Origin of the sequence: Streptomyces paromomycinus (assembly GCF_003865155.1) — a bacterium.
Classification (GTDB): Bacteria; Actinomycetota; Actinomycetes; order Streptomycetales; family Streptomycetaceae; genus Streptomyces; species Streptomyces chrestomyceticus.
In genome coordinates this window covers 2244356-2266265 of record NZ_BHZD01000001.1, presented here as the reverse complement: position 1 = coordinate 2266265, position 21910 = coordinate 2244356, and the positions used below count along the sequence as shown (strand labels likewise).

The window sequence follows — 21910 nt, the reverse complement described above, 5'->3', positions numbered from 1 at the left end:
GCCGCATAACGGCCATCCGCGTGACATACATCGCACGGCCCGTTCTCCGCCGTCGCAAGCGGAACATTAGACTCGGCGGATCGGCAAGCTCGACCAGCCAGAGCCAGCTACAAACAGGCGAATCTGCACCAAGCGGCACGAATCGCTCGAACCAGCTCGACAGCAAGGAGGCACGGGTGGCGCTGCTGACCCGTATCAAGGGACCGCGCGATCTGGACCGACTCGGACCGGAGCAGCTGGAACAGCTGGCGGGGGAGATCCGTACCTTCCTCGTCGACGCCGTCTCCAAGACCGGCGGGCACCTCGGACCCAACCTCGGCGTGGTCGAGCTGACCATCGCCCTGCACCGGGTCTTCGAGTCCCCGAAGGACAAGGTGCTCTGGGACACCGGACACCAGTCCTACGTCCACAAGCTGCTCACCGGCCGGCAGGACTTCTCGAAACTGAAGATGAAGGGCGGCCTGTCCGGCTACCCCTCGCAGGCCGAGTCCGAGCACGACGTCATCGAGAACAGCCACGCCTCCACCGTGCTGGGCTGGGCCGACGGCCTGGCCAAGGCCAACGAGGTGCTGCGCAAAAACGATCATGTCGTGGCCGTCATCGGCGACGGCGCGCTGACCGGCGGCATGGCCTGGGAGGCGCTCAACAACATCGCGACGGCCAAGGACCGCCCCCTGGTCATCGTCGTCAACGACAACGAGCGCTCCTACGCGCCCACCATCGGCGGCCTCGCCAACCACCTCGCCACCCTGCGCACCACCGACGGCTACGAGCGCTTCCTCGCCCGCGGCAAGGACCTGCTGGAACGCACCCCGGTTGTCGGCCGGCCGCTGTACGAGACGCTGCACGGCGCCAAGAAGGGCCTGAAGGACTTCATCGCGCCGCAGGGCATGTTCGAGGACCTGGGGCTGAAGTACGTCGGGCCGATCGACGGCCACGACATCGAGGCCCTGGAGTCGGCGCTGCAGCGCGCCAAGCGCTTCGGCGGCCCGGTCATCGTGCACTGCCTCACCGAGAAGGGCCGCGGCTACCAGCCCGCCCTCCAGGACGAGGCGGACCGCTTCCACGCCGTCGGCAAGATCCACCCCGACACGGGCCTGCCGATCGCCTCCTCCGGCGCCGACTGGACCTCCGTCTTCGGCGAGGAGATGGTCGAGCTCGGCCGCGAGCGTCCCGACATCGTCGCGATCACGGCCGCCATGCTGCAGCCGGTCGGCCTGGACAAGTTCGCCAAGGCCTTCCCGGACCGGGTCTACGACGTCGGCATCGCCGAGCAGCACGGCGCCGTGTCCGCCGCGGGCCTGGCCACCGGCGGCCTGCACCCGGTCTTCGCGGTCTACGCCACCTTCCTCAACCGCGCCTTCGACCAGGTCCTGATGGACGTGGCGCTGCACAAGTGCGGCGTCACCTTCGTCCTGGACCGGGCCGGTGTCACCGGCACCGACGGCGCGTCGCACAACGGCATGTGGGACATGTCGATCCTCCAGGTCGTGCCCGGCCTGCGGATCGCGGCCCCGCGCGACGCCGAGCAGGTCCGCGCCCAGCTGCGCGAGGCCGTCGACGTCCACGACGCCCCGACCGTGGTGCGCTACTCCAAGGGCGCGGTCGGCCCGGCCGTGCAGGCCGTGGGCCGGGTGGGCGGCATGGACGTGCTGCGTGAGCCCGGTGAGGGCGTCGGGCGGCCCGACGTGCTGCTGGTGTCGGTGGGCGCGCTGGCACCGATGTGCCTGGAGATCGCCGATCTGCTCGACAAGCAGGGCATCTCGACCACGGTGGTGGACCCGCGCTGGGTCAAGCCGGTCGACGCGGCGCTGCCGGGCCTCGCCGACGCGCACCGCGTCGTGGTCACGGTCGAGGACAACAGCCGCTCCGGCGGTGTCGGCTCCGCGGTCGCGCAGGCGCTGCGGGACGCGGGCGTGGACGTGCCGCTGCGGGACTTCGGTATCCCGGAGCGGTTCCTCGACCATGCCTCGCGCAAGGAGATCCTGGCCGAGATCGGGCTCACCGCGCCGGACATCGCCCGGCAGGTGACCGGCCTGGTCTCCAAGATCGACGGCCGTTACGAGGACACCGACCGGTCCGTGGACGCGGCGGAGTCGGTGGCCGCCGCGGACGGCGCCGGGCGCGCCGAGACCGCCCGCGACTGACGGCGGCCACCGCCGACGGCAGGAGGAACCGGCGCGGCCGGTTCCTCCTGTGGGGAATGTGCGCGCGTCCCGTGGACATGTCCGCACGAACGGCTGACCGCCCGGACCGGCCGTTCACCGGACGAACACACGACGCCCAAGGCGGCACAAACCCGGCGCGCAGCTCTGCACATACATCGCTGAACGGTCATACGATGGGCCGGTGGGCCACCCGAACGGGTGTAACCACCGGCCCGTCGGCATATCCACCCGTCCGTACCATCGGGTGAATTCCCGCCGCGTGCAGGCCCGCCGCACCGTACTCGTCCCGACCATTGCGCAGACTCGGTCAGTTCACGAGTCGCGACGGTCGTCCAGGCGGAGGTTGGCCCATGAGCGGTACCCATCGGGGCACGGGAAGCGGACCGGAGCGCGGCGGCGGCACGGACGCCGCCCGGGGGCGCCGCGACGGCCTGTTCCGGACCAAGACGGTCGAGGAGTCGATCCGGGACACCGAGGAGCCGGAGCACGCGCTCAAGAAGTCCCTCTCCGCCCTCGACCTGACGGTCTTCGGCGTCGGTGTGGTCATCGGCACCGGCATCTTCGTCCTCACCGGCAAGATCGCCAAGGAGACGGCGGGCCCGGCCGTCGCCCTCTCCTTCGTCGCCGCCGGCGTGGTCTGCGCGCTGGCCGCGCTCTGCTACGCGGAGTTCGCCTCGACCGTGCCGGTCGCCGGCTCCGCGTACACCTTCTCCTACGCCTCCCTCGGCGAGCTGCCCGCCTGGATCATCGGCTGGGACCTGGTGCTGGAGCTGGCGCTGGGCTGCGCGGTGGTCGCCGTCGGCTGGTCCGGCTACGTCCGCTCGCTGCTGGACACCGCCGGGGCCCACCTGCCGCAAGGACTGTCCGGCACGCACGAGGGCACCTTCGGCTTCGACCTGCTCGCCTGCGTCCTGGTCCTCGTCCTGACGGCGATCCTCGTCGTCGGCATGAAGCTGTCGTCCCGCGTGACCTCGGTGATCGTCGGTATCAAGGTCACCGTCGTGCTGCTCGTCATCATCGCGGGCGCCTTCTTCATCACCGGCGCCAACTACGAGCCGTTCATCCCGCCCAGCCGGGCCGGCGACGGCAGTGACGGCCTCGCGGCGCCGCTGTCCCAGCTCGTCTTCGGCTTCACCCCGGCCGACTTCGGCGTGATGGGCGTCTTCGCGGCCGCCGCGGTCGTCTTCTTCGCCTTCATCGGCTTCGACATCGTCGCCACCGCCGCCGAGGAGACGCGGCTGCCGCAGCGCGACGTACCGCGCGGCATCCTCGGTTCGCTCGCCATCTGCACGGTGCTGTACGTGGCCGTGTCGATCGTCGTCACCGGCATGCAGAAGTACAGCGAACTGTCCACGGACGCCCCGCTCGCCGACGCCTTCAAGGCCGTCGGGCACCCGTTCTGGGCCGGGCTGATCAGCTTCGGTGCCGCCGTCGGCCTGACCTCGGTCTGCATGATCCTGCTGCTCGGCCAGAGCCGGGTCTTCTTCGCGATGAGCCGCGACGGCCTGCTGCCGAAGCTGTTCTCGCAGGTCCACCCGCGCTTCGGCACCCCGTACCGCTCGACCGTCGCGCTGGGCGCCGTGGTCGCCGTCGTCGCCGGGTTCACCTCGATCGACGAACTCGCCGAACTGGTCAACATCGGCACCCTGTTCGCCTTCGTCGTGGTCGCCCTCGGCGTCGTCATCCTGCGCCGTTCCCGCCCCGACCTGCCCCGCTCATTCCGCACGCCGCTGGTGCCGTTCGTCCCGGCCCTGTCGGTCCTGGCCTCGCTGTGGCTGATGCTCAACCTGCCCGCGGAGACCTGGCTGCGGTTCGCGGTGTGGATGCTGCTCGGCTTCGTCGTGTACTTCGCGTACGGGCGCGGCCACAGCCGGATGGACGGGCGGACGAACGGGCGTACCGGGCGCGGATGAGACCGGGGGCGGGTGAGACCGGGCGCCGGCGTCACCCGCCGCGCCCGCGCCGGACGGTACGCGGCCCGGCCACCTGGGCACCCAGCGCCGCCACGCGCGCCCGCAGCCCGCGGTCGGCGGTGACGACCACGCAGTCCGGGCCCCGGCCCGCCTCCCGCACCAGTTCCACGATGCGGTCGTCCCCGCTGCCCTGCGCCGCGACCACCTCCACACCGGGTACGGATGCCACGCCCCGGGCCGCGCCCTCGACGACGAGGACCAGCTCGACGGACGATCCGTCGGGTACGAGCCCGGGGAGCCCGCGCCCGTCGGCCGCCCGGCCCGCCAGTGCGTCCCGCAGCCGTTCGGCCGCCGCGCGGCGGTCGCGCCACCAGCCGTCGGGCACCGAGCCGATCACGTTGGCCGCGTCCACGACCACCAGAGTGCTCATGGGGACAGCGTGGCACGGGGGTACGGGTAATTCCTCTGTCGCGTGACGTGGCCGCGCCCTACGCTGCCCGGATGCCCGAAACCACAACGCCGCCACCGGCCACCGCTCCCGTACGCCGTTCCGCCCGCGTTCTGCTCCTCGGGACGGACGACAGTCTGCTGCTCTTCCGCGGCCACCTCGACCCCGCCCGCCCCGACGCCGGGCACTGCTGGTTCACCCCCGGCGGCAGCGTGGCCGACGGGGAGTCGCTGCGCGAGGCGGCGGCGCGGGAACTGGCGGAGGAGACCGGGCTGCGGCTGGCGCCGGAGGAACTGGGGCCACTGGTCGCCCGTACCTCCGGGTACGCGGAACTGCCCTGGGCGAGCGGCCTGTTCGAGGACGTCTTCTTCCTGCACCGCGTCGCGCCGTACCCGGTCGACACCAGCGGCTTCAAGGAACACGAGAACGCCTCCGTCACGGGGCACCGCTGGTGGCCCGTGGACGACCTGGCGACGACGGCCGAGACCGTCTTCCCGTACGGGCTGCCGCCGCTGCTCGCGGACCTGCGCGACGGCCGGACACCGTCCGCGCCCGTACAACTGCCCTGGCACCACTGAGAACAGCGGTACCAGGGCAGCCGGTGAAACGGTCGTCCCGTCCTACGCGGGCACGCTCGCCACGCCCGGGGCCAGGAACTTCTTGCCGTTGACGCGCTCCGAGACGCCCTCGCGGTCCAGGTACGGCGTGATGCCGCCCAGGTGGAAGGGCCAGCCGGCGCCGGTGATCAGGCACAGGTCGATGTCCTGCGCCTCGGCGACGACACCCTCGTCCAGCATCAGGCCGATCTCCTGCGCCACGGCGTCCAGGACGCGGTCCCGCACCTGCTCCTCGGTCAGCACCGAGTCGCCCTGCTGGAGCAGCGCCTTGACCTCCGGGTCCAGCTCCGGCTTGCCGGAGTCGTACACGTAGAAGCCGCGCTTGCCGGCCTTGACCACGGCGGCCAGGTTCGGCGAGACGGTGAACCGCTCCGGGAAGGCGCCGTGCAGCGTCTCGGAGACGTGCAGGCCGATCGCCGGGCCGACCAGCTCCAGCAGCACCAGCGGCGACATCGGCAGACCGAGCGGCTCGACGGCCTTCTCGGCGGTCTCGACGGGGGTGCCCTCGTCGATGACGTTCTGGATCTCGCCCATGAAGCGGGTCAGGATGCGGTTGACCACGAACGCCGGGGCGTCCTTGACCAGCACGGCCGTCTTCTTCAGCGACTTGGCGACGGAGAACGCGGTGGCCAGCGACGCGTCGTCGGTCTGCTCGGCGCGCACGATCTCCAGCAGCGGCAGGATCGCGACCGGGTTGAAGAAGTGGAAGCCCACGACCCGCTCGGGGTGCTTGAGCTTCGACGCCATCTCGGTGACCGAGAGGGACGAGGTGTTCGTGGCGAGCACGGCGTGCTCCGGCACGACCGCCTCGACCTCGGCGAACACCTGCTGCTTGACGCCCATCTCCTCGAAGACGGCCTCGATGACGAAGTCCGCGTCGCCGAACGCGGCGGCCTTGTCGAGGTGTCCGCTGACCAGACCCTTGAGGCGGTTCGCCTTGTCCTGGTTGACGCGGCCCTTCAGGAGCAGCTTGTCGATCTCGCCGTGGACGTACTCCACGCCCTTGTCGATCCGCGCCTGGTCGATGTCGGTCAGCACGACCGGCACCTCCAGACGGCGGGCGAACAGCAGCGCCAGCTGCGAGGCCATCAGGCCCGCGCCGACCACGCCCACCTTGGTCACCGGGCGCGCCAGCGCCTTGTCCGGGGCACCGGCGGGGCGCTTGGCGCGCTTCTGCACCAGGTTGAACGAGTAGATGCCGCTGCGCAGCTCGCCACCCATGATCAGGTCCGCGAGGGCCTGGTCCTCGGCGTCGAAGCCCTGGCGCAGGTCGCCGTTCTTGGCGGCGGCGATGATGTCCAGCGCGCGGTACGCGGCCGGGGCGGCGCCGTGCACCTTGCTGTCCGCGATGCCCTTGCCGCGCTGCACGGCCTGGTCCCACGCCTCGCCGCGGTCGACGTCGGCCCGTACGACCTCGGTGTCGCCCTTGAGGACCGAGGCGGTCCACAGCAGCGACTGCTCCAGGAAGTCCGCGCCCTCGAAGATCGCGTCGGCGATGCCGAGGTCGTAGACCTGCTCGCCCTTGAGCTGCTTGTTCTGGTTGAGCGAGTTCTCGATGATGACCGAGACCGCGCGGTCGGCGCCGATCAGGTTCGGCAGCAGGACGCAGCCGCCCCAGCCGGGCACCAGGCCGAGGAAGACCTCGGGCAGCGAGAACGCGGGCAGCGCCTTGGAGACGGTGCGGTACGTGCAGTGCAGACCGACCTCGACGCCGCCGCCCATCGCGGCACCGTTGTAGTACGCGAAGGTCGGCACGGCCAGGCCGGACAGCCGCTTGAAGACGTCGTGGCCGCCCTTGCCGATGGCCAGCGCGTCCTCGTGCCGCTTCAGCAGCTCGACGCCCTTGAGGTCGGCGCCGACGGCGAAGATGAACGGCTTGCCGGTGACACCGACGCCGACGATCTTGCCGTCCGCGGCCTCCGCCTCGACCTGGTCGAGCGCCGCGTTCAGGTTCGCCAGTGACTGCGGGCCGAAGGTGGTCGGCTTGGTGTGGTCCAGGCCGTTGTCCAGCGTGATCAGCGCGAAGGCGCCGGCGCCCGGCAGCTCCAGGTGCCGTACGTGCGCCTGGGTGACGACCTCGTCCGGGAACAGCTCGGCCGCGCCCTTCAGCAGCTCGGTGGTGGTGGTCACTTGCCTGCTCCCTCGAAGTGCGGGTTCTCCCAGATGACCGTGCCGCCCATGCCGAAGCCGACGCACATGGTCGTGATGCCGTACCGGACCTGCGGCTGCTCCTCGAACTGCCGGGCCAGCTGCGTCATCAGACGCACGCCGGAGGAGGCGAGGGGGTGACCGTAGGCGATCGCGCCGCCGTACTGGTTGACGCGCGGGTCGTCGTCCGCGATGCCGTAGTGGTCCAGCAGCGACAGCACCTGGACGGCGAACGCCTCGTTGATCTCGAAGAGGCCGATGTCGTCGATGGTCAGGCCCGCCTTGGCGAGGGCCTTCTCGGTCGCCGGGACCGGGCCGATGCCCATGACCTCGGGCTCCACGCCCGCGAAGGCGTAGTCCACCAGGCGCATCTTGACCGGCAGGCCCAGCTCGCGGGCCACGTCCTCGGCGGCGATCAGCGAGGCGGTGGCGCCGTCGTTGAGACCGGCCGCGTTGCCCGCGGTGACCCGGCCGTGCGGGCGGAACGGCGTCTTGAGGCCCGCCAGGTTTTCGAGGGTGGTGCCCGGGCGCATCGGCTCGTCGGCGGTGACCAGGCCCCAGCCGGTCTCACCGGCCTCGGCGTTGGTGCGGCGCACCGAGATCGGCACCAGGTCGGCCTGGATCTTGCCGTCGGCGTACGCCTTGGCGGCCTTCTCCTGGCTGCGCACGGCGTACTCGTCGGCGCGCTGCTTGGTCAGGTGCGGCAGGCGGTCGTGCAGGTTCTCCGCCGTCATGCCCATGAAGAGGGCGGACTGGTCGACCAGCTTCTCGCTGACGAAGCGCGGGTTGGGGTCGACGCCCTCGCCCATGGGGTGGCGGCCCATGTGCTCGACGCCGCCGGCCACCGCGATGTCGTACGCACCGAAGGAGACGCCGCCGGCGATGCTCGTCACGGCGGTCATGGCACCGGCGCACATCCGGTCCACGGAGAAGCCGGGGACGGACTGCGGGAGGCCGGCCAGGATGCCGGCGGTACGGCCCAGGGTCAGGCCTTGGTCGCCGATCTGGGTCGTGGCGGCGAGGGCGACCTCGTCGATCCGGGCCGGGTCGAGATCCGGGTTGCGGCGCAGCAGCTCCCGGATGCACTTGACGACCAGGTCGTCGGCGCGGGTCTCGTGGTAGATGCCCTTCGGGCCCGCCTTGCCGAACGGGGTGCGGACGCCGTCGACGAAGACGACGTCCCTAGCGGTACGAGGCACGTTGGCTCTCCTCCAGGTGCGGGATGGCACTGCTGCGGGCGCGCCCGGAGGCGCGTCACGCCCCTCATGCTACTTGCGGGTAACCGGGCTGCCCAGCCCCTCCGGGGTAAGCGGTGAAGGTCACAATGTCGACTTCGCCGACGGGGGCCGGGCGCGGGCGGGGAGCGGGCGGGGCGCCCCCGGTGCGTGAGGGGACGGCGGCCGGGCACCCGGGGTGGTGAGGTGGGCCGGGTGCGCGGTGTCGGGGGGCAAGGAAGACATCACGGACCTATCGTGCCCGTATGGATACGGATGGGAGCGGTGGTATGACCAAGCGTGTTCGAGGTGCCGGGGTCGCTGCGTGCGCCGTCGTGGTGGCGGGGGTCCTGCTGGCCGGGTGCGGGGACGACGGCGGGGGAGGCGGGAAGGAGAACTCGGCCTCGCCCTCGGCGTCGGCCGCGGCGCCTTCGGCGTCGGCGTCGGGCGGGGAGTCTTCCGGGGGCTCGGGGCAGATGACCGAGGACCAGCGTTCCCGCAAGGCGCTCGTCCCCGAGGCCAAGATCTCGTACGACAAGGCGCTGAAGGCCGCGACGGAGGCCGTGGCGGACTCCAAGCCGGTGTCGGTGGAGTTGAAGCGCGGGGCGGGCGGCAAGCCCGAGTGGCACGCGAAGGTGGCGGCCTCGGACGGTACGGAGAGCACCGTACGGGTCGACGCCGTGACCGGTGAGGCGGACAAGCCGCAGACCAAGAGCGAGGACGGCGACGACAAGAAGGAACTGGCGGACCGGCTCGGCCGGGCGAGTGTCACGGCGCAGCAGGCGGCGGACACGGCGACCGGGAAGAAGAGCGGCACGGTCACGGCCGTGGAACTGGACACCAATGACCAGAAGAAGGAGATCTGGTCGGTGGACGTGGTGACCACGAACGACTGGAACAAGACCACGTACGACGTGGACGCGACGGACCGGAAGGTGCTGCGCGAGCACGTCGACCGGGACTGAGCCGGTGGGGCGCGACGGCCGGGACCGGGCCGGTGAGGTGCGACGGCCGGGACTGAGTGTGCGAGGCATGGCGGCCGGGGCCGGGCCGGTGGGGCGCGTCGGCCGGGACTGAGCCTGCGGGGCGCGTCGGCCGGGACTGAGCCGGCGGGGGCGGGCCGGGATTCCCGGTCCGCCCCCGGAGGATCAGGCTCCGGTGGTGTGCAGGGCCTCGGTGAGGATCGGGGCGACCTGTTCGATCTGCCAGGGGCGGGCACCGTGGCCGGCCAGTACGGCGGCCACCGTCTCCTGGGAGGGGTCGGCGGGCGGCTCCCAGCACAGGCGCCGCACCGTGTCAGGGGTGATCAGATTCTCCTGCGGGAGGTTCAGCTCCTCGGCCAGTGCGGTCACCGCGGTGCGGGCCGCGGAGAGCCGGGCCGCGGCGGCCGGGTCCTTGTCGGCCCACGAGCGGGGCGGCGGCGGACCGTTCAGCGGCTGGCCGGGCTGCGGCAGCTCGCTGTCCGGCAGGGCGCGGGCGCGGTCCACGGCGGCCTGCCACTGTTCCAGCTGGCGGCGGCCCATCCGGTGCCCGAAGCCGTTGAGCGCGGCGAGCGCGTGCGCGTTGGGCGGCAGGTTCAGCGCCGCCTCGATGATCGCGGCGTCGCCGAGCACCTTGCCCGGTGAGACGTCGCGCCGCTGGGCGACCTGGTCCCGGGCGGTCCACAGTTCCCGTACGACGGCCATCTGCCGGCGGCGGCGCACCTTGTGCATGCCGGACGTACGGCGCCAGGGGTCCTTGCGGGGCGGCGCCGGGGGAGCGGCGGCGATGGCCGCGAACTCCTGGTGCGCCCACTCCAGCTTGCCCTGCCGGTCCAGCTCCTCCTCCAGGGCGTCGCGGAGGTCCACCAGCAGTTCGACGTCGAGCGCGGCGTAGCGCAGCCAGGGCTCCGGCAGCGGGCGGGTGGACCAGTCCACCGCGGAGTGGCCCTTCTCCAGGGCGTAGCCCAGGACGTTCTCCACCATCGCGCCGAGGCCGACCCGGGCGAAGCCCGCGAGGCGCCCGGCCAGCTCGGTGTCGAAGAGCCGGGAGGGGATCATGCCTATGTCGCGCAGGCACGGCAGGTCCTGGGTGGCGGCGTGCAGGACCCACTCGGCGTCGGCGACGGCGTCGCCCAGTGCCGAGAGGTCGGGGCAGCCGACCGGGTCGATCAGTACGCTGCCCGCGCCTTCGCGGCGCAGTTGTACGAGGTAGGCGCGCTGGCCGTAGCGGTAGCCGGAAGCCCGCTCGGCGTCCACCGCCACCGGACCCGTGCCGGCCGCGAAGGCCGACACGACTTCGGCAAGTTCCTCGGCCGCTGCCGTCACGGCGGGGGTGCCCTCGCGCGGTTCCAGTAGAGGGACCGGCGCCGGGCGGGTGTCCGGAGGGGAGTCTCCGGTTGTTCGCAGTGTCGAGTCTTCTGCGGTCTTTTGGGCGTCGGTCACCAGTCAAGGGTATCTGTGTATGCACGGCGCCCGCCGAGGGAACGTTCCCTCGACGGGCGTGACGGCGGATTCGGCGGACGGGAATCAGTGGATGATGCCGGTGCGCAGGGCGACGGCGACCATGCCGGCCCGGTCACCGGTGCCCAGCTTGCGGGCGATACGGGCGAGGTGGCTCTTGACGGTCAGCGCCGACAGGCCCATCGAGACGCCGATGGCCTTGTTGGACTGGCCCTCCGCAACCAGCCGCAGCACCTCGACCTCCCGGCCGGACAGTTCGCGGTAGCCGCCCGGGTGGCCGGGGGCGCCCGGGGGGCGGCGGTGCATCCGGGCGGCGTTGGCGCCGATGGGTGCGGCGCCGGGGCGGCCCGGCAGACCGAGGTTGGTACGGGTGCCGGTGACGACGTATCCCTTGACGCCGCCGGCCAGGGCGTTGCGTACGGCGCCGATGTCGTCGGCGGCGGAGAGGGCGAGGCCGTTGGGCCACCCCGCGGCCCGGGTCTCGGACAGCAGGGTCAGGCCGGAGCCGTCGGGCAGGTGGACGTCGGCAACGCAGATGTCGCGCGGGCTGCCGACGCGGGGACGGGCCTCCGCGATGGACGACGCCTCGATCACGTCACGCACGCCGAGCGCCCACAGGTGGCGGGTGACGGTGGAGCGGACGCGAGGGTCGGCCACGACGACCATGGCCGTCGGCTTGTTCGGGCGGTAGGCGACCAGGCTCGAAGGTTGCTCGAGGAGAACTGACACCGGGCCTCCTGGGGGGAGTGGCGGGACGGATGCCGACATGTGGGGGCGAGTCGGAATGCTCCGTCTTTGAAGGGTCACTGACCTCTTCGGCACCAAACCGGGCCGACTTTAGAGTTTGATCTCAACTTAGTTGGTTCATTTCGGTCAAATCGGTCGCTTGATCGACTTTGGAGTGACCTGACGGCGGCAGGTTGCCGTGAAGGCGTTCGAGCGTCGCGGAGCAGGCCGGAACCTGCCGCCCGGTCAGGCCGTGCGGCGCGGGGGTGCGGACGGCCGAGCGCGCTCCCCGGCGCTTCGATGCGCCGGGCGGTCCACGTGCGGGGCGGGGGCGCGCGCCGGGTGAGCCACGCGCCGGCGCGTCAGCGCGCCTGCGGCCCGCGGCGCTGCGGCAGCGGTACGACTCCGCCGCGCGGTGACGGCTCGGGAGCCACCGGCGGCAGCCCCGCCACCTGGCACAGCAGGTCGCACCACGCGCTGAGGTGGGCCGCCAGGTCAGGCGCCCCGCCCGGCCCCTCCTCCGGGGTCCACGAGGCGCGGATCTCGATCTGGGTCGCCGGGGCCCGCTCCGCGAGCCCGCCGAAGTAGTGCGAACTGGCGCGGGTGACCGTGCCGCTGGGCTCCCCGTAGCGCACGCCGCGCGCGTCCAGCGCCCCGGTCAGCCAGGACCAGGACACCTCCGGCAGCAGCGGGTCGGAGCCCATCTCCGGCTCCAGCTCGGCGCGCGCCAGCGTCACCACCCGGAAGGTGCCCTGCCAGGCGTCGTGCCCGGCCGGGTCGTGCAGCAGCACCAGTCTGCCGTCGGCGAGGTCGGTGTCCTCCCCCTCGGGGCCGGTGCCCGGCTCGACGACCGCTGCCTCCAGCGCGTACGCGTAGGGCGCGAGGCGCTTGGGCGCGGGCGTCGGCTCGATCTCGATCTCGGGACGCAGCCGTGCCGCGCGGAGCGCCTCGATCGCCTGACGGAAGGGGATGGGGACATTGTCCGCGCTGTCCGTGAGGTGTTCGTGAGCCGCAGCCATGCCCGGAAGATTAGGCGGAAGGAGCCGCTCGGTGAGGGAGGACACCCGGTGCGCGCGTCGCCCATTCGGAGGCGCCCTCGCGCGCGTGCGAAGATTTGGTGCGTGAGCGCCAACGACCGCCCGACGGGCCAGCAGCAGACCGCTACGTACGACTCGGCCTTCCTCAAGGCCTGCCGGCGGGAGCCGGTGCCGCACACGCCGGTGTGGTTCATGCGCCAGGCCGGGCGGTCGCTGCCCGAGTACCGCAAGGTCCGCGAGGGCACCGCGATGCTGGAATCCTGCATGATGCCGGAGCTGGTCACCGAGATCACCCTCCAGCCGGTCCGCCGGCACGGCGTCGACGCGGCGATCTACTTCAGCGACATCGTCGTGCCCCTGAAGGCCATCGGCATCGACCTGGACATCAAGCCGGGCGTCGGCCCGGTCGTCGAGAAGCCGGTCCGCACCCGCGCCGACCTGGAGCGGCTGCGCCCGCTGGAGCCCGACGACGTCACGTACGTCACCGAGGCGGTGCGGATGCTGGTGGGCGAGCTGGGCGCCACCCCCCTCATCGGGTTCGCGGGCGCGCCCTTCACCCTCGCCAGCTACCTCGTCGAGGGCGGCCCGTCGCGCAACCACGAGCACACCAAGGCCATGATGTACGGCGACCCGCAGCTGTGGGCCGACCTGCTCGACCGCCTGGCGGGCATCACCTCCGCCTTCCTGAAGGTGCAGATCGAGGCGGGCGCGAGCGCCGTGCAGCTCTTCGACTCCTGGGTGGGCGCGCTGGCCCCGGCCGACTACCGCCGCTCCGTCATGCCCGCCTCCGCGAAGGTCTTCGAGGCGGTGTCCGGGTACGGCGTCCCGCGCATCCACTTCGGCGTCGGCACCGGAGAGCTGCTGGGCCTGATGGGCGAGGCGGGCGCGGACGTGGTGGGCGTCGACTGGCGGGTGCCGCTGGACGAGGCGGCCCGCCGGGTCGGCCCCGGCAAGGCGCTCCAGGGCAATATCGACCCGGCGGTGCTCTTCGCGCCGCGCGAGGCGGTGGAGACCAAGGCCCGCGAGGTGCTGGACGCGGCCGCCGGCCTGGAGGGGCACGTCTTCAACCTGGGCCACGGTGTGCTGCCGAACACCGATCCGGCCGCGCTGACCCGCCTCGTCGAGTACGTCCACGAGCAGACGGCGCGCTGACCTGACGGGCGGGCCGACGGCGCGTCGGCCCGCCGTACCGTCAGCCGGCCGCCTTGCGCACCGCCGCGGCCGCCTTGCGCGCCGCGACCAGGACCGGGTCCCACACGGGGGAGAACGGCGGCGCGTAGCCGAGGTCGAGCGCGGTCATCTCCTCGACCGTCAGCCGTGCCGTGAGCGCCACCGCCGCCACGTCCACGCGCTTGCCCGCGCCCTCCCGGCCGACGATCTGGACGCCGAGGAGACGGCCGGTGCGCCGTTCGGCCATCATCTTCACGCGCATCGGGCGGGCATTCGGGTAGTACCCGGCGCGGCTGGTCGAGTCGATGGTGACGGTCACGTACTGCAGGCCGACCGACTTCGCCTGCTCCTCCAGCAGCCCGGTGCGGGCGATCTCCAGGTCGCAGACCTTGGAGACGGCGGTGCCGACGACGCCGGGGAAGGTCGCGTAGTCACCGGCGACGTTGGAGCCGATGATCTGGCCGTGCTTGTTGGCATGGGTGCCCAGCGCGATGTGCCGGGTCCGGCCCAGGACCAGGTCCAGCACCTCCACGCAGTCCCCGCCGGCCCACACGGCGTCCTGGCCGCGCACCCGCATCGACAGGTCGGTGAGCAGCCCGCCCGCGTCGCCGAGCGGCAGCCCGGCCTGCTCGGCGAGGGTGGTCTCGGGCCGCACGCCCAGGCCCAGCACGACGATGTCGGCCGGGAACTCGCCGTCGTCCTCGGTGGTCACCGCGCAGGCCCGCCCGGAGTCGTCGGTGCGGACGCCGGTGACGGCCGCGCCGCGCACCGTCTCGATGCCCATCCCGCACATCGCCTCGTGGACCAGTTCGCCCATGTCGGGGTCGAGGGTGGACATCGGCTGCGCGCCGCGGTCCAGGACGGTGACGTCGTAGCCGCGGGTGACCAGCGCCTCCGCCATCTCGACGCCGATGTAACCCGCGCCGACGACGACCGCCTTGGTGCCCTCGGTGGCCCGGAGGGTGTCCAGCAGCGCCTGCCCGTCGTCCAGGGTCTGCACACCGTGCACGCCGGGCGCGTCGATGCCCGGCAGGGGCGGGCGCAGCGGCCGCGCGCCGGTGGCGATCACCAGTTTGTCGTAGCCGGTCCAGGTCTCGGTGCCGCCGCCGTCCAGGTCGCGGGTGCGGACCCGGCCGCGGTCCAGGTCCAGTTCGGTGACCTCGGTCCGCATCCGCAGGCCGATGTCGCGCTCGCGGTGCTGCTCCGGCGTCCGGGCGATCAGGTCGTCCGGTCCGTCGACCGTCCCGCCGACCCAGTACGGGATGCCGCAGGCGGAGTACGAGGCGAAGTGGCCCCGTTCGAACGCGACGATCTCCAGTTCGCCGGGCTTCTTCAGCCGCCGGGCCTGGGACGCGGCGGACATGCCCGTCGCGTCGCCGCCGATGACCACCAGCCGTTCCGCCATCGCGGATGCTCCCTTCGTCGTGTGCCGGTACCCGTCCGTACGTACGGTTGCCGCTACGGCGCAGATTACGGGTGAGGCAGGTCACGGGTCAGAACGGATATCCGGCCGGGGCGCCGCGGACCGTGGTCCAGCGGGTCTCGGTGAAGGCGTCGAGGTTGGCCGTGCCGCCGAAGTGCGCGCCGGTGCCGGAGTCGGCGAAGCCGCCCATCGGCGCGACCGGCTCGTCGTTGACCGTCTGGTCGTTGATGTGCAGCAGGCCGGTCGGGATGCGGTCGGCCAGCTCCAGGGCGCGCGCGGTGTCGCGGGTGACGACGCCGAGCGCCAGCCCGTACTGCGTGTCGTTCGCCAGCGCCACGGCCTCGTCGGCGGTGTGGAACTTGCGTACGGGCGCGACCGGCCCGAAGACCTCCTCGGCGTAGGCGGGCGCGCGGTCGTCCACGTCGGCCAGGACGGTGGGCCGGTAGAACAGGTCGCGGTGGGTGCCGCCGGCCGCGAGCCGGGCGCCCGCCGCCGTGCTCGCCTCGACCAGGCCGTGCACCCGGTCCCGCTGCCCGCCGTCGATGACCGGCCCGAGCTGGACCTCCTCGCGGAACGGGTCGCCGACGGCGAGCGCGTCCGCCTTCGCCGCCAGCCGCTCGACGTACTCGTCGTACAGGGAGGCGTGCACGAGGTGGCGGCCCGAGGACATGCAGATCTGGCCCTGGTGGAAGAAGGAGGCCCAGGCGGCGGCGGACATCGCGGCGTCCAGGTCCGCGTCCTCCAGGACCAGGAAGGCGCTGTTGCCGCCCAGCTCCAGGTGGGCCCGCTTGAGGTGCCGGGCGGCGAGCGCGCCGACGCTGCGGCCCGCGTTCGTGGAGCCGGTGAAGGAGATCACCCGGACGTGCCGGTCGCCGACCAGGGCCTGCCCGGCCTCGCTGCCGCCCGGCAGCACGTGCAGCAGCCCTTCGGGCAGCCCGGCCGCCGCGAAGAGCGCCGCCACGGCGTGGCCGCCGCACACCGCGGTGCGCGGGTCGGGCTTGAGGACCACCGCGTTGCCGAGGGCCAGGGCCGGGGCGACGGAGCGCATCGCGAGCACGAGCGGGACGTTGAACGGCGCGATCACGCCGACGACGCCGGCCGGCACCCGGGTGGTGTACGAGTGGCGGGGCGCGGCGGAGGGCAGCACCTGGCCCAGCGGGTGATGGGCGAGCGCGGCGGCCTCGTAGCACTCCTCGGCGGCGGTCCGTATCTCGAACCCGGCCTTGCCGGGAACGCTGCCGGCCTCCCGGACGATCCACTCGGACAGTTCCGCCGCGTGCCGGTCGATCAGGTCCCCGGCCCGGCGCAGCACCGCGGCGCGCTCCGTGTACGGCGTACGGGCCCAGGCGCGCTGGGCGGCCGCGGCCTCGGCGGCGGCGCTCGCCACGTCGGCGGGGGCGGCGAGGGTGAAGGCGGCCAGGGCCTCGCCGGTCGCCGGTTCGACCGCGGTGGTCTCGCCGCCGTGCAGCAGGGGCAGGTGTTCCAGGTCGAGCAGGGGCATCGCGCGCGGGCCTCCGGTCGGAACGGTTGAGGAATGAACCAGTTCGGTTCATCCTCCCGCATCGGTGATCAGGGTGGGCGGCGGGGGACGGCGGGGACGGCGGGGCGGGCCCGCGCCGCCCGCACTGGCCGCCCACGTCCGGACCGGTGTGCGTTCGGCCGGGCCCGTGCCCGGCCCGTCCCCGCTCGTCCCGGCTCGTCCCGTGTCCGGCCCGGTTCGCGTTCCCTGCCCGCGTCCTCTTACTCGCTCTCCAGTACGAGTTACTCGCGCTCCAGTACGAGCGCCAGGCCCTGCCCCACGCCGATGCACAGCGCCGCCAGGCCCGTACCGGAGCCGCGCGCGGCGAGCTGGTGGGCGACCGCGCCGGCCAGCCGGGCACCGGACGCGCCCAGCGGGTGTCCGATGGCGATGGCGCCGCCGCGCGGGTTGACCACGTCCGGGTCGAGTCCGGGCCACTGGGCGAGGCAGCCCAGCGCCTGGGCGGCGAACGCCTCGTTCAGCTCGAAGGAGGCCAGGGCGGCGATGTCGCGCCCCGCCTTGTCCAGGGCCCGCCGTACGGCCTCCACCGGGCCCAGCCCGAACAGCTGCGGCTCGATGCCGGTCACCGCGCTCGCGCCGATCCGGGCGAGCGGTTCCCGGCCGGTGGCCCGCAGCCCCTCCTCGTCGACGAGGAGGAGGGCCGCGGCGCCGTCGTTGAGCGGGGAGGCGTTGCCCGCCGTGACCGTGCCGCCCTCCTTGCGGAAGGCCGGGCGGAGCTTGGCCAGCGCTTCCACGGAGGTCGAGGCGCGGATCGATTCGTCCTGCGTCAGGTCCACGTCCGGCAGCGGTACGACTTCGGCGTCGTAGGCGCCCTCTTCCCAGGCGCGCGCTGCCTTACGGTGACTGTCGAGCGCGAAGGCGTCCTGCTGCTCGCGCCCGATGCCGTACTTGTCGGCGATCAGCTCGGCGCCCTCGCCCAGCGAGACCGTCCACTCGGGCGCCATGCGCGGATTGACCATCCGCCAGCCCAGCGTCGAGGAGAACATCTCCTGGTGCCCGGCGGGGAAGGCCCGCTCGGGCTTCTGGAACACGTACGGCGCACGGCTCATCGACTCCACGCCGCCCGCGAGCACGATGTGCGCGTCCCCCAGGGCGATGGAGCGGGCGGCCTGGATGACGGCTTCCAGACCGGAGCCGCACAGCCGGTTGACCGTCACGCCGGGTACGGAAGCGGGCAGCCCGGCCAGCAGCACGGCCATCCGCGCCACGTTGCGGTTGTCCTCGCCCGCCCCGTTGGCGTCACCGAACACGACGTCGTCGATCCGGGCCGGGTCGAGGGCGGGGGTGCGCTCCACGAGAGCCTTGACGACGTGGGCGGCGAGGTCGTCGGGGCGGGTGCGCGCGAGGGCGCCGCCGTACTTGCCGACCGGGGTCCGTACGGCGTCGACGATGTAGACGTCCCGGGCGCCCCACGCGCCTCGTGCGTCCCGTGCACCCTGCTCGGTCATCCGGCCCTGTCCTCGCTGTCCGCCCGAAGCTGTCGCCCGAAGCTGTCGCCCGAAGATCGGCGCTGTCGCCCCGAGTCTTTGCCCGCCGCCCCCGGCTGTCAACGGTCCCCCGGTTCGTCACCCTCCCGTGCGGTCTCTGCGGACTCCTTCCGTGCGGTCTCCGCGGAGTTCTCCCGCGTCGGCGCCGCGGCGGCCTCCGACGACCGCGTACGCCTCGGCACCCGCCCCCGGAACACCCGCCCCCGCAGCACCCGCCACAGCACGAACACCAGCGCCCCCGCCGCGAGGAACGGCAGCGACGCGCCGACCGCCACCAGCAGCCTCCGCACCCCCTCCGTGAAGGCGTCCCAGCCGCCGCTCAGCGCCTCCCCGAAGGAGGTCCCCTCGTCGTCGTCCGCCGCCGCGTCCGGTTCCTGGAGCACCAGCGTCACCGTCGCCATGCCGGTCTGCTCCTGGAGCGACTTCAGGCGCGCCTGGAGGGATTCCAGTTCCGACTGGCGGCGGCTGAGTTCGGATTCCAGCGTGACGATGTCGCCGATCGTGGTGGCCTTCTCCATGAGGGCCCGTACCCGCGCGACACTGGCCTGCTGCGACTTGATGCGGCTGCCGGTGTCCACCACCTGGTCGGTGACGTCCTTCGCCGAGACCTGGCGCTTCTTGAGCGTGCCCAGCCGGGAGAGCCGGTCCAGCAGACCGTCGTACGCCTCGGGCGGTACCCGCAGCTCCACCCGGGAGCGTTCCCGCCCTTCGGCGTCCCGGTCGGTGGTCTCGTCCCCGACGTAGCCGCCGACGCCCTTGGCCGCCGTACGGGCCTGGGCCAAGGCTCCCGGTACGTCCGCGGCCTCGACGGTCAGCGACGCCGTACGGATGATCTGCGCCGTCGCGACCGGCGCGGGCTTCCCGCTGCCGCTGCCGCTGCCCGTCCCGGCCTTCCCGTCGGCCGACTCCGCGGCGCCCGGCGCCTTGGGCCCGACCATGCCCTGCTCGCCCCGCGCCGACCCCGCGTCGCTCCGCCCGGCCCCCGAGTCGCTCCGCTCCGCGCTCGCCTGCTCGGTGTCACCCTGCCCGGCCGCCCCGCATCCGGCGACCCCGAGGGACGCCACGAGCAGCGCCGCCGCGGCCGCCCGCCGTGCCCCGTACGACCTGACCGCTGTGCCCATGTCCCGTACCCCCGAAGTGCTGTGCCGCTGTTGCCACTTCGACGTGGCGGGGGAGCCGTGGGTTGCCGTCCGTGCGTCGCGATGCGGTCACGGTCCGGACTCCGGACGGACTCTGAGAGAGTGGGGGGCATGAGCACAGCGCACACCAGTACGGGCCGCGCGCCCGGAAGTCACGTCGTCGTCATCGGTGGGGGCATCTCGGGGCTGGCCGCGGCCCACCGACTGCTGGACGGCGGGGCCCGGGTGACCGTGCTGGAAGCGTCCGGCCGGCTCGGCGGCAAGCTGCGCGCCGGGGAGATCGCGGGGGTGCCGGTCGACCTCGGCGCCGAGTCGATGCTGGCCAGGCGCCCGGAGGCGGTGGACCTGGCACGCGCCGTGGGCCTCGGCGACCGCCTCCAGCCGCCCACGACCGCCACCGCCGCCCTGTGGACGCGCGGCGCGCTGCGCCCGATGCCCAAGGGACACGTGATGGGCGTACCGGGCGACCTGGGCCTGCTGGCCGCCTCCGGGGTGGTCTCCCCCGAGGGCATGGCACGGATCGCCGAGGACGAGGCGCTGGAGCGCACGGAGGTCGGCGCGGACGTGGCGGTCGGCGAGTACGTCGCTGCCCGGCTGGGCCGCGAGGTCGTCGACCGGCTCGTCGAACCGCTGCTCGGCGGCGTGTACGCGGGCGACGCCTACCGCATCTCGATGCGCGCCGCCGTCCCCCAGCTCTTCGAGGCCGCGCGCGCCGAGCGCTCACTGATCGAAGGCGTAAGGGGCATCCAGGCGCGGACGGCAGCGCGCGCTGCGGAGCCGGGCCAGGCGCCGGCGCCGGTCTTCATGGGCATCGACGGTGGTGTGGGCACGCTGCCGGGCGCCGTCGCCGACGCGGTACGGGCCGCCGGCGGCGAGATCCGTACGAACACCCCGGTACGGGAGCTGCGGCGCACCGCCGACGGCTGGCGCGTCGTCCTGGACGGCGGCGAAGGACCGGCGGCGCTGGACGCGGACGCCGTGGTCCTGGCCGCACCGGCACCCGCCGCCGCCCGGCTGCTGGCCGCCGAGGCACCGGCCGCCGCCACCGAGCTGTCCGCCGTCGAGTACGCCTCCATGGCCCTGATGACCATGGCCTTCCGCCGCGTGGACGTCGAGGCGGCGCTGACCGGCAGCGGCTTCCTCGTGCCGCCGGTCGACGGCCGCAAGATCAAGGCGTCCACCTTCGCCAGCAACAAGTGGGGCTGGATCGCCGACGGCGACCCGGACCTGTTCGTGCTGCGCACCTCCGTCGGCCGGTACGGCGACGAGGCCGACCTGGCGCGGGACGACGCCGAGCTGGTGGAGCTGTCGCTGCGCGACCTCGGCGAGGCCGTCGGCCTGGCCGCCCGGCCCGTCGCGCAGCGGGTCACGCGCTGGGACGGCGGGCTGCCGCAGTACCCCGTCGGCCACCTGGAGCGCGTCGCCCGGATCCGGGCCGAGACCGGCAAGCTGCCCGGCCTGCGGGTGTGCGGCGCGCTCTACGACGGCGTGGGCATCCCGGCCTGCATCGCCTCCGCGCGCACGGCCGCGGACGACATCTTGGACACCCTGCCGCAAGCCGCCACGGCGGGCGAGTGAGAATGGGACCCATGACTGACGCTTCCGCCCCCGCCACCCCCACCGGGGCCGCTCCCGAGAAGACCTCGAACGCCGGCAAGAAGGCGAAGGACCTCAACGAGGTCATCCGCTACACGCTCTGGTCGGTGTTCAAGCTGCGCGACGCGCTGCCCGAGGACCGCGCCGGGTACGCCGACGAGGTCGAGACGCTGTTCGCGCAGCTCGCCGCCAAGGACGTCGTCGTGCGCGGCACGTACGACGTCTCCGGCCTGCGGGCCGACGCCGACGTGATGATCTGGTGGCACTCGGAGAGCTCCGACGCGCTCCAGGAGGCGTACAACCTCTTCCGCCGCACCGAGCTGGGGCGCGCGCTGGAGCCGGTCTGGTCGAACATGGCGCTGCACCGCCCGGCCGAGTTCAACAAGTCGCACATCCCGGCCTTCCTGGCCGACGAGGTCGCCCGCGACTACGTGAGCGTCTACCCGTTCGTGCGTTCCTACGACTGGTACCTCCTCCCCGACGAGGACCGCCGCCGGATGCTCGCCGACCACGGCAAGATGGCCCGCGGCTTCCCGGACGTGCGCGCCAACACCGTGCCGTCCTTCTCGCTGGGCGACTACGAGTGGATCCTCGCCTTCGAGGCCGACGAGCTGTACCGCATCGTCGACCTCATGCGGCACCTGCGCGGCTCCGAGGCGCGGATGCACGTCCGCGAGGAGGTGCCGTTCTACACCGGGCGCCGCAAGCCGGTCGCCGAGCTGGTCGCCGGCCTGGCCTGAGAGCCGGCTGCCGGGTCGGCCTGAGACGGCGCGACGGGCCGGGTGCGGCATCGCACCCGGCCCGCCGCCTGCTTGAGCGGACCGTCGCTTGCTCAGTGGCCCG

The 21910-nt window shown here is 73.1% G+C and carries 17 protein-coding genes; 7 read left to right on the top strand and 10 right to left on the bottom strand.

Translation table 11 applies throughout. The features are described from left to right. The first annotated feature begins 176 nt into the window (after positions 1–176). Complete coding sequence (gene dxs, locus OEIGOIKO_RS09130; RefSeq protein WP_125053567.1) at positions 177–2147, top strand: 1-deoxy-D-xylulose-5-phosphate synthase; 1971 nt, start codon at positions 177–179, stop codon at positions 2145–2147. 371 nt (positions 2148–2518) lie between these two features. Further along, a complete protein-coding gene (locus tag OEIGOIKO_RS09125) occupies positions 2519–4081 on the top strand; it encodes an amino acid permease (protein WP_246177279.1) in 1563 nt (520 codons plus the stop codon). Positions 4082–4112: 31 nt separating this feature from the next. Here the strand turns inward: OEIGOIKO_RS09125 and OEIGOIKO_RS09120 are convergent, their stop codons facing one another. Then, the gene (locus tag OEIGOIKO_RS09120; RefSeq protein WP_125053565.1) at positions 4113–4511 is read right to left on the bottom strand and encodes an NYN domain-containing protein; all 399 of its coding nucleotides are present in this window, start codon (positions 4509–4511) and stop codon (positions 4113–4115) included. 71 nt (positions 4512–4582) lie between these two features. Between OEIGOIKO_RS09120 and OEIGOIKO_RS09115 the strand changes: the two genes are divergently transcribed. Further along, on the top strand, positions 4583–5107 hold the full coding sequence (locus OEIGOIKO_RS09115; protein WP_125053564.1) for an NUDIX hydrolase: 525 nt from the start codon (positions 4583–4585) through the stop codon (positions 5105–5107). A gap of 42 nt (positions 5108–5149) precedes the next feature. Here OEIGOIKO_RS09115 and OEIGOIKO_RS09110 read toward each other — a convergent pair whose 3' ends face one another. Then, on the bottom strand, positions 5150–7276 hold the full coding sequence (locus OEIGOIKO_RS09110; protein ID WP_125053562.1) for a 3-hydroxyacyl-CoA dehydrogenase NAD-binding domain-containing protein: 2127 nt from the start codon (positions 7274–7276) through the stop codon (positions 5150–5152). Beyond that, a complete protein-coding gene (locus tag OEIGOIKO_RS09105; protein ID WP_125044407.1) occupies positions 7273–8493 on the bottom strand; it encodes a thiolase family protein in 1221 nt (406 codons plus the stop codon). The genes OEIGOIKO_RS09110 and OEIGOIKO_RS09105 overlap by 4 nt, the downstream gene beginning before the upstream one ends. A gap of 305 nt (positions 8494–8798) precedes the next feature. Between OEIGOIKO_RS09105 and OEIGOIKO_RS09100 the strand changes: the two genes are divergently transcribed. After that, on the top strand, positions 8799–9473 hold the full coding sequence (locus tag OEIGOIKO_RS09100) for a PepSY domain-containing protein (RefSeq protein ID WP_170251661.1): 675 nt from the start codon (positions 8799–8801) through the stop codon (positions 9471–9473). 183 nt (positions 9474–9656) lie between these two features. Here OEIGOIKO_RS09100 and OEIGOIKO_RS09095 read toward each other — a convergent pair whose 3' ends face one another. From OEIGOIKO_RS09095 to OEIGOIKO_RS09085, 3 genes are all read right to left on the bottom strand, one after another. Beyond that, positions 9657–10931: an HRDC domain-containing protein gene (locus OEIGOIKO_RS09095; protein ID WP_125053560.1), complete on the bottom strand. Its 1275-nt coding sequence runs from the start codon at positions 10929–10931 to the stop codon at positions 9657–9659. Positions 10932–11015: 84 nt separating this feature from the next. Beyond that, positions 11016–11678, bottom strand: a complete 663-nt coding sequence (locus OEIGOIKO_RS09090) for a response regulator transcription factor (RefSeq protein WP_003985651.1) — start codon at positions 11676–11678, stop codon at positions 11016–11018. Between the two features lie 359 nt (positions 11679–12037). Further along, positions 12038–12694 carry a DUF3000 domain-containing protein gene (locus OEIGOIKO_RS09085; protein ID WP_125053558.1) on the bottom strand — a complete coding sequence of 219 codons (657 nt, stop codon included), beginning with the start codon at positions 12692–12694 and terminating at the stop codon, positions 12038–12040. Between the two features lie 102 nt (positions 12695–12796). Here OEIGOIKO_RS09085 and hemE point away from each other — a divergent pair, with 102 nt between their 5' ends. Next, positions 12797–13864, top strand: coding sequence for a uroporphyrinogen decarboxylase (gene hemE / locus OEIGOIKO_RS09080; RefSeq protein ID WP_125053556.1), 1068 nt, complete (start codon positions 12797–12799; stop codon positions 13862–13864). Positions 13865–13904: 40 nt separating this feature from the next. Here the strand turns inward: hemE and OEIGOIKO_RS09075 are convergent, their stop codons facing one another. From OEIGOIKO_RS09075 to OEIGOIKO_RS09060, 4 genes are all read right to left on the bottom strand, one after another. Continuing rightward, positions 13905–15287, bottom strand: coding sequence for an FAD-dependent oxidoreductase (locus OEIGOIKO_RS09075; RefSeq protein WP_125053554.1), 1383 nt, complete (start codon positions 15285–15287; stop codon positions 13905–13907). Between the two features lie 88 nt (positions 15288–15375). Further along, entirely contained in the window at positions 15376–16806 is a 1431-nt protein-coding gene (locus tag OEIGOIKO_RS09070; protein ID WP_125053552.1) for an aldehyde dehydrogenase family protein, read from the bottom strand. Between the two features lie 260 nt (positions 16807–17066). Continuing rightward, complete coding sequence (locus OEIGOIKO_RS09065; protein WP_125053550.1) at positions 17067–18293, bottom strand: thiolase family protein; 1227 nt, start codon at positions 18291–18293, stop codon at positions 17067–17069. 98 nt (positions 18294–18391) lie between these two features. Further along, positions 18392–19453, bottom strand: coding sequence for a DUF4349 domain-containing protein (locus OEIGOIKO_RS09060; protein WP_125053547.1), 1062 nt, complete (start codon positions 19451–19453; stop codon positions 18392–18394). A gap of 129 nt (positions 19454–19582) precedes the next feature. Between OEIGOIKO_RS09060 and hemG the strand changes: the two genes are divergently transcribed. Together hemG and hemQ are read left to right on the top strand one after the other, a co-directional pair. Then, positions 19583–21049 carry a protoporphyrinogen oxidase gene (hemG, locus tag OEIGOIKO_RS09055; RefSeq protein ID WP_125053545.1) on the top strand — a complete coding sequence of 489 codons (1467 nt, stop codon included), beginning with the start codon at positions 19583–19585 and terminating at the stop codon, positions 21047–21049. An 11-nt stretch (positions 21050–21060) separates the two neighbouring features. After that, the gene (gene hemQ, locus OEIGOIKO_RS09050) at positions 21061–21807 is read left to right on the top strand and encodes a hydrogen peroxide-dependent heme synthase (RefSeq protein ID WP_125053543.1); all 747 of its coding nucleotides are present in this window, start codon (positions 21061–21063) and stop codon (positions 21805–21807) included. Positions 21808–21910 lie beyond the last annotated feature (103 nt).

Bases quoted from the DNA above. Each gene is read 5' to 3' on its own strand.
- OEIGOIKO_RS09125 (WP_246177279.1), top strand. From the start codon at position 2,519: ATGAGCGGTACCCATCGGGGCACGGGAAGCGGACCGGAGCGCGGCGGC.
- OEIGOIKO_RS09120 (WP_125053565.1), bottom strand. From the start codon at position 4,511: ATGAGCACTCTGGTGGTCGTGGACGCGGCCAACGTGATCGGCTCGGTG.
- OEIGOIKO_RS09115 (WP_125053564.1), top strand. From the start codon at position 4,583: ATGCCCGAAACCACAACGCCGCCACCGGCCACCGCTCCCGTACGCCGT.
- OEIGOIKO_RS09100 (WP_170251661.1), top strand. From the start codon at position 8,799: ATGACCAAGCGTGTTCGAGGTGCCGGGGTCGCTGCGTGCGCCGTCGTG.
- OEIGOIKO_RS09085 (WP_125053558.1), bottom strand. From the start codon at position 12,694: ATGGCTGCGGCTCACGAACACCTCACGGACAGCGCGGACAATGTCCCC.
- OEIGOIKO_RS09075 (WP_125053554.1), bottom strand. From the start codon at position 15,287: ATGGCGGAACGGCTGGTGGTCATCGGCGGCGACGCGACGGGCATGTCC.
- OEIGOIKO_RS09070 (WP_125053552.1), bottom strand. From the start codon at position 16,806: ATGCCCCTGCTCGACCTGGAACACCTGCCCCTGCTGCACGGCGGCGAG.
- OEIGOIKO_RS09065 (WP_125053550.1), bottom strand. From the start codon at position 18,293: ATGACCGAGCAGGGTGCACGGGACGCACGAGGCGCGTGGGGCGCCCGG.
- OEIGOIKO_RS09060 (WP_125053547.1), bottom strand. From the start codon at position 19,453: ATGGGCACAGCGGTCAGGTCGTACGGGGCACGGCGGGCGGCCGCGGCG.
- hemG (WP_125053545.1), top strand. From the start codon at position 19,583: ATGAGCACAGCGCACACCAGTACGGGCCGCGCGCCCGGAAGTCACGTC.
- hemQ (WP_125053543.1), top strand. From the start codon at position 21,061: ATGACTGACGCTTCCGCCCCCGCCACCCCCACCGGGGCCGCTCCCGAG.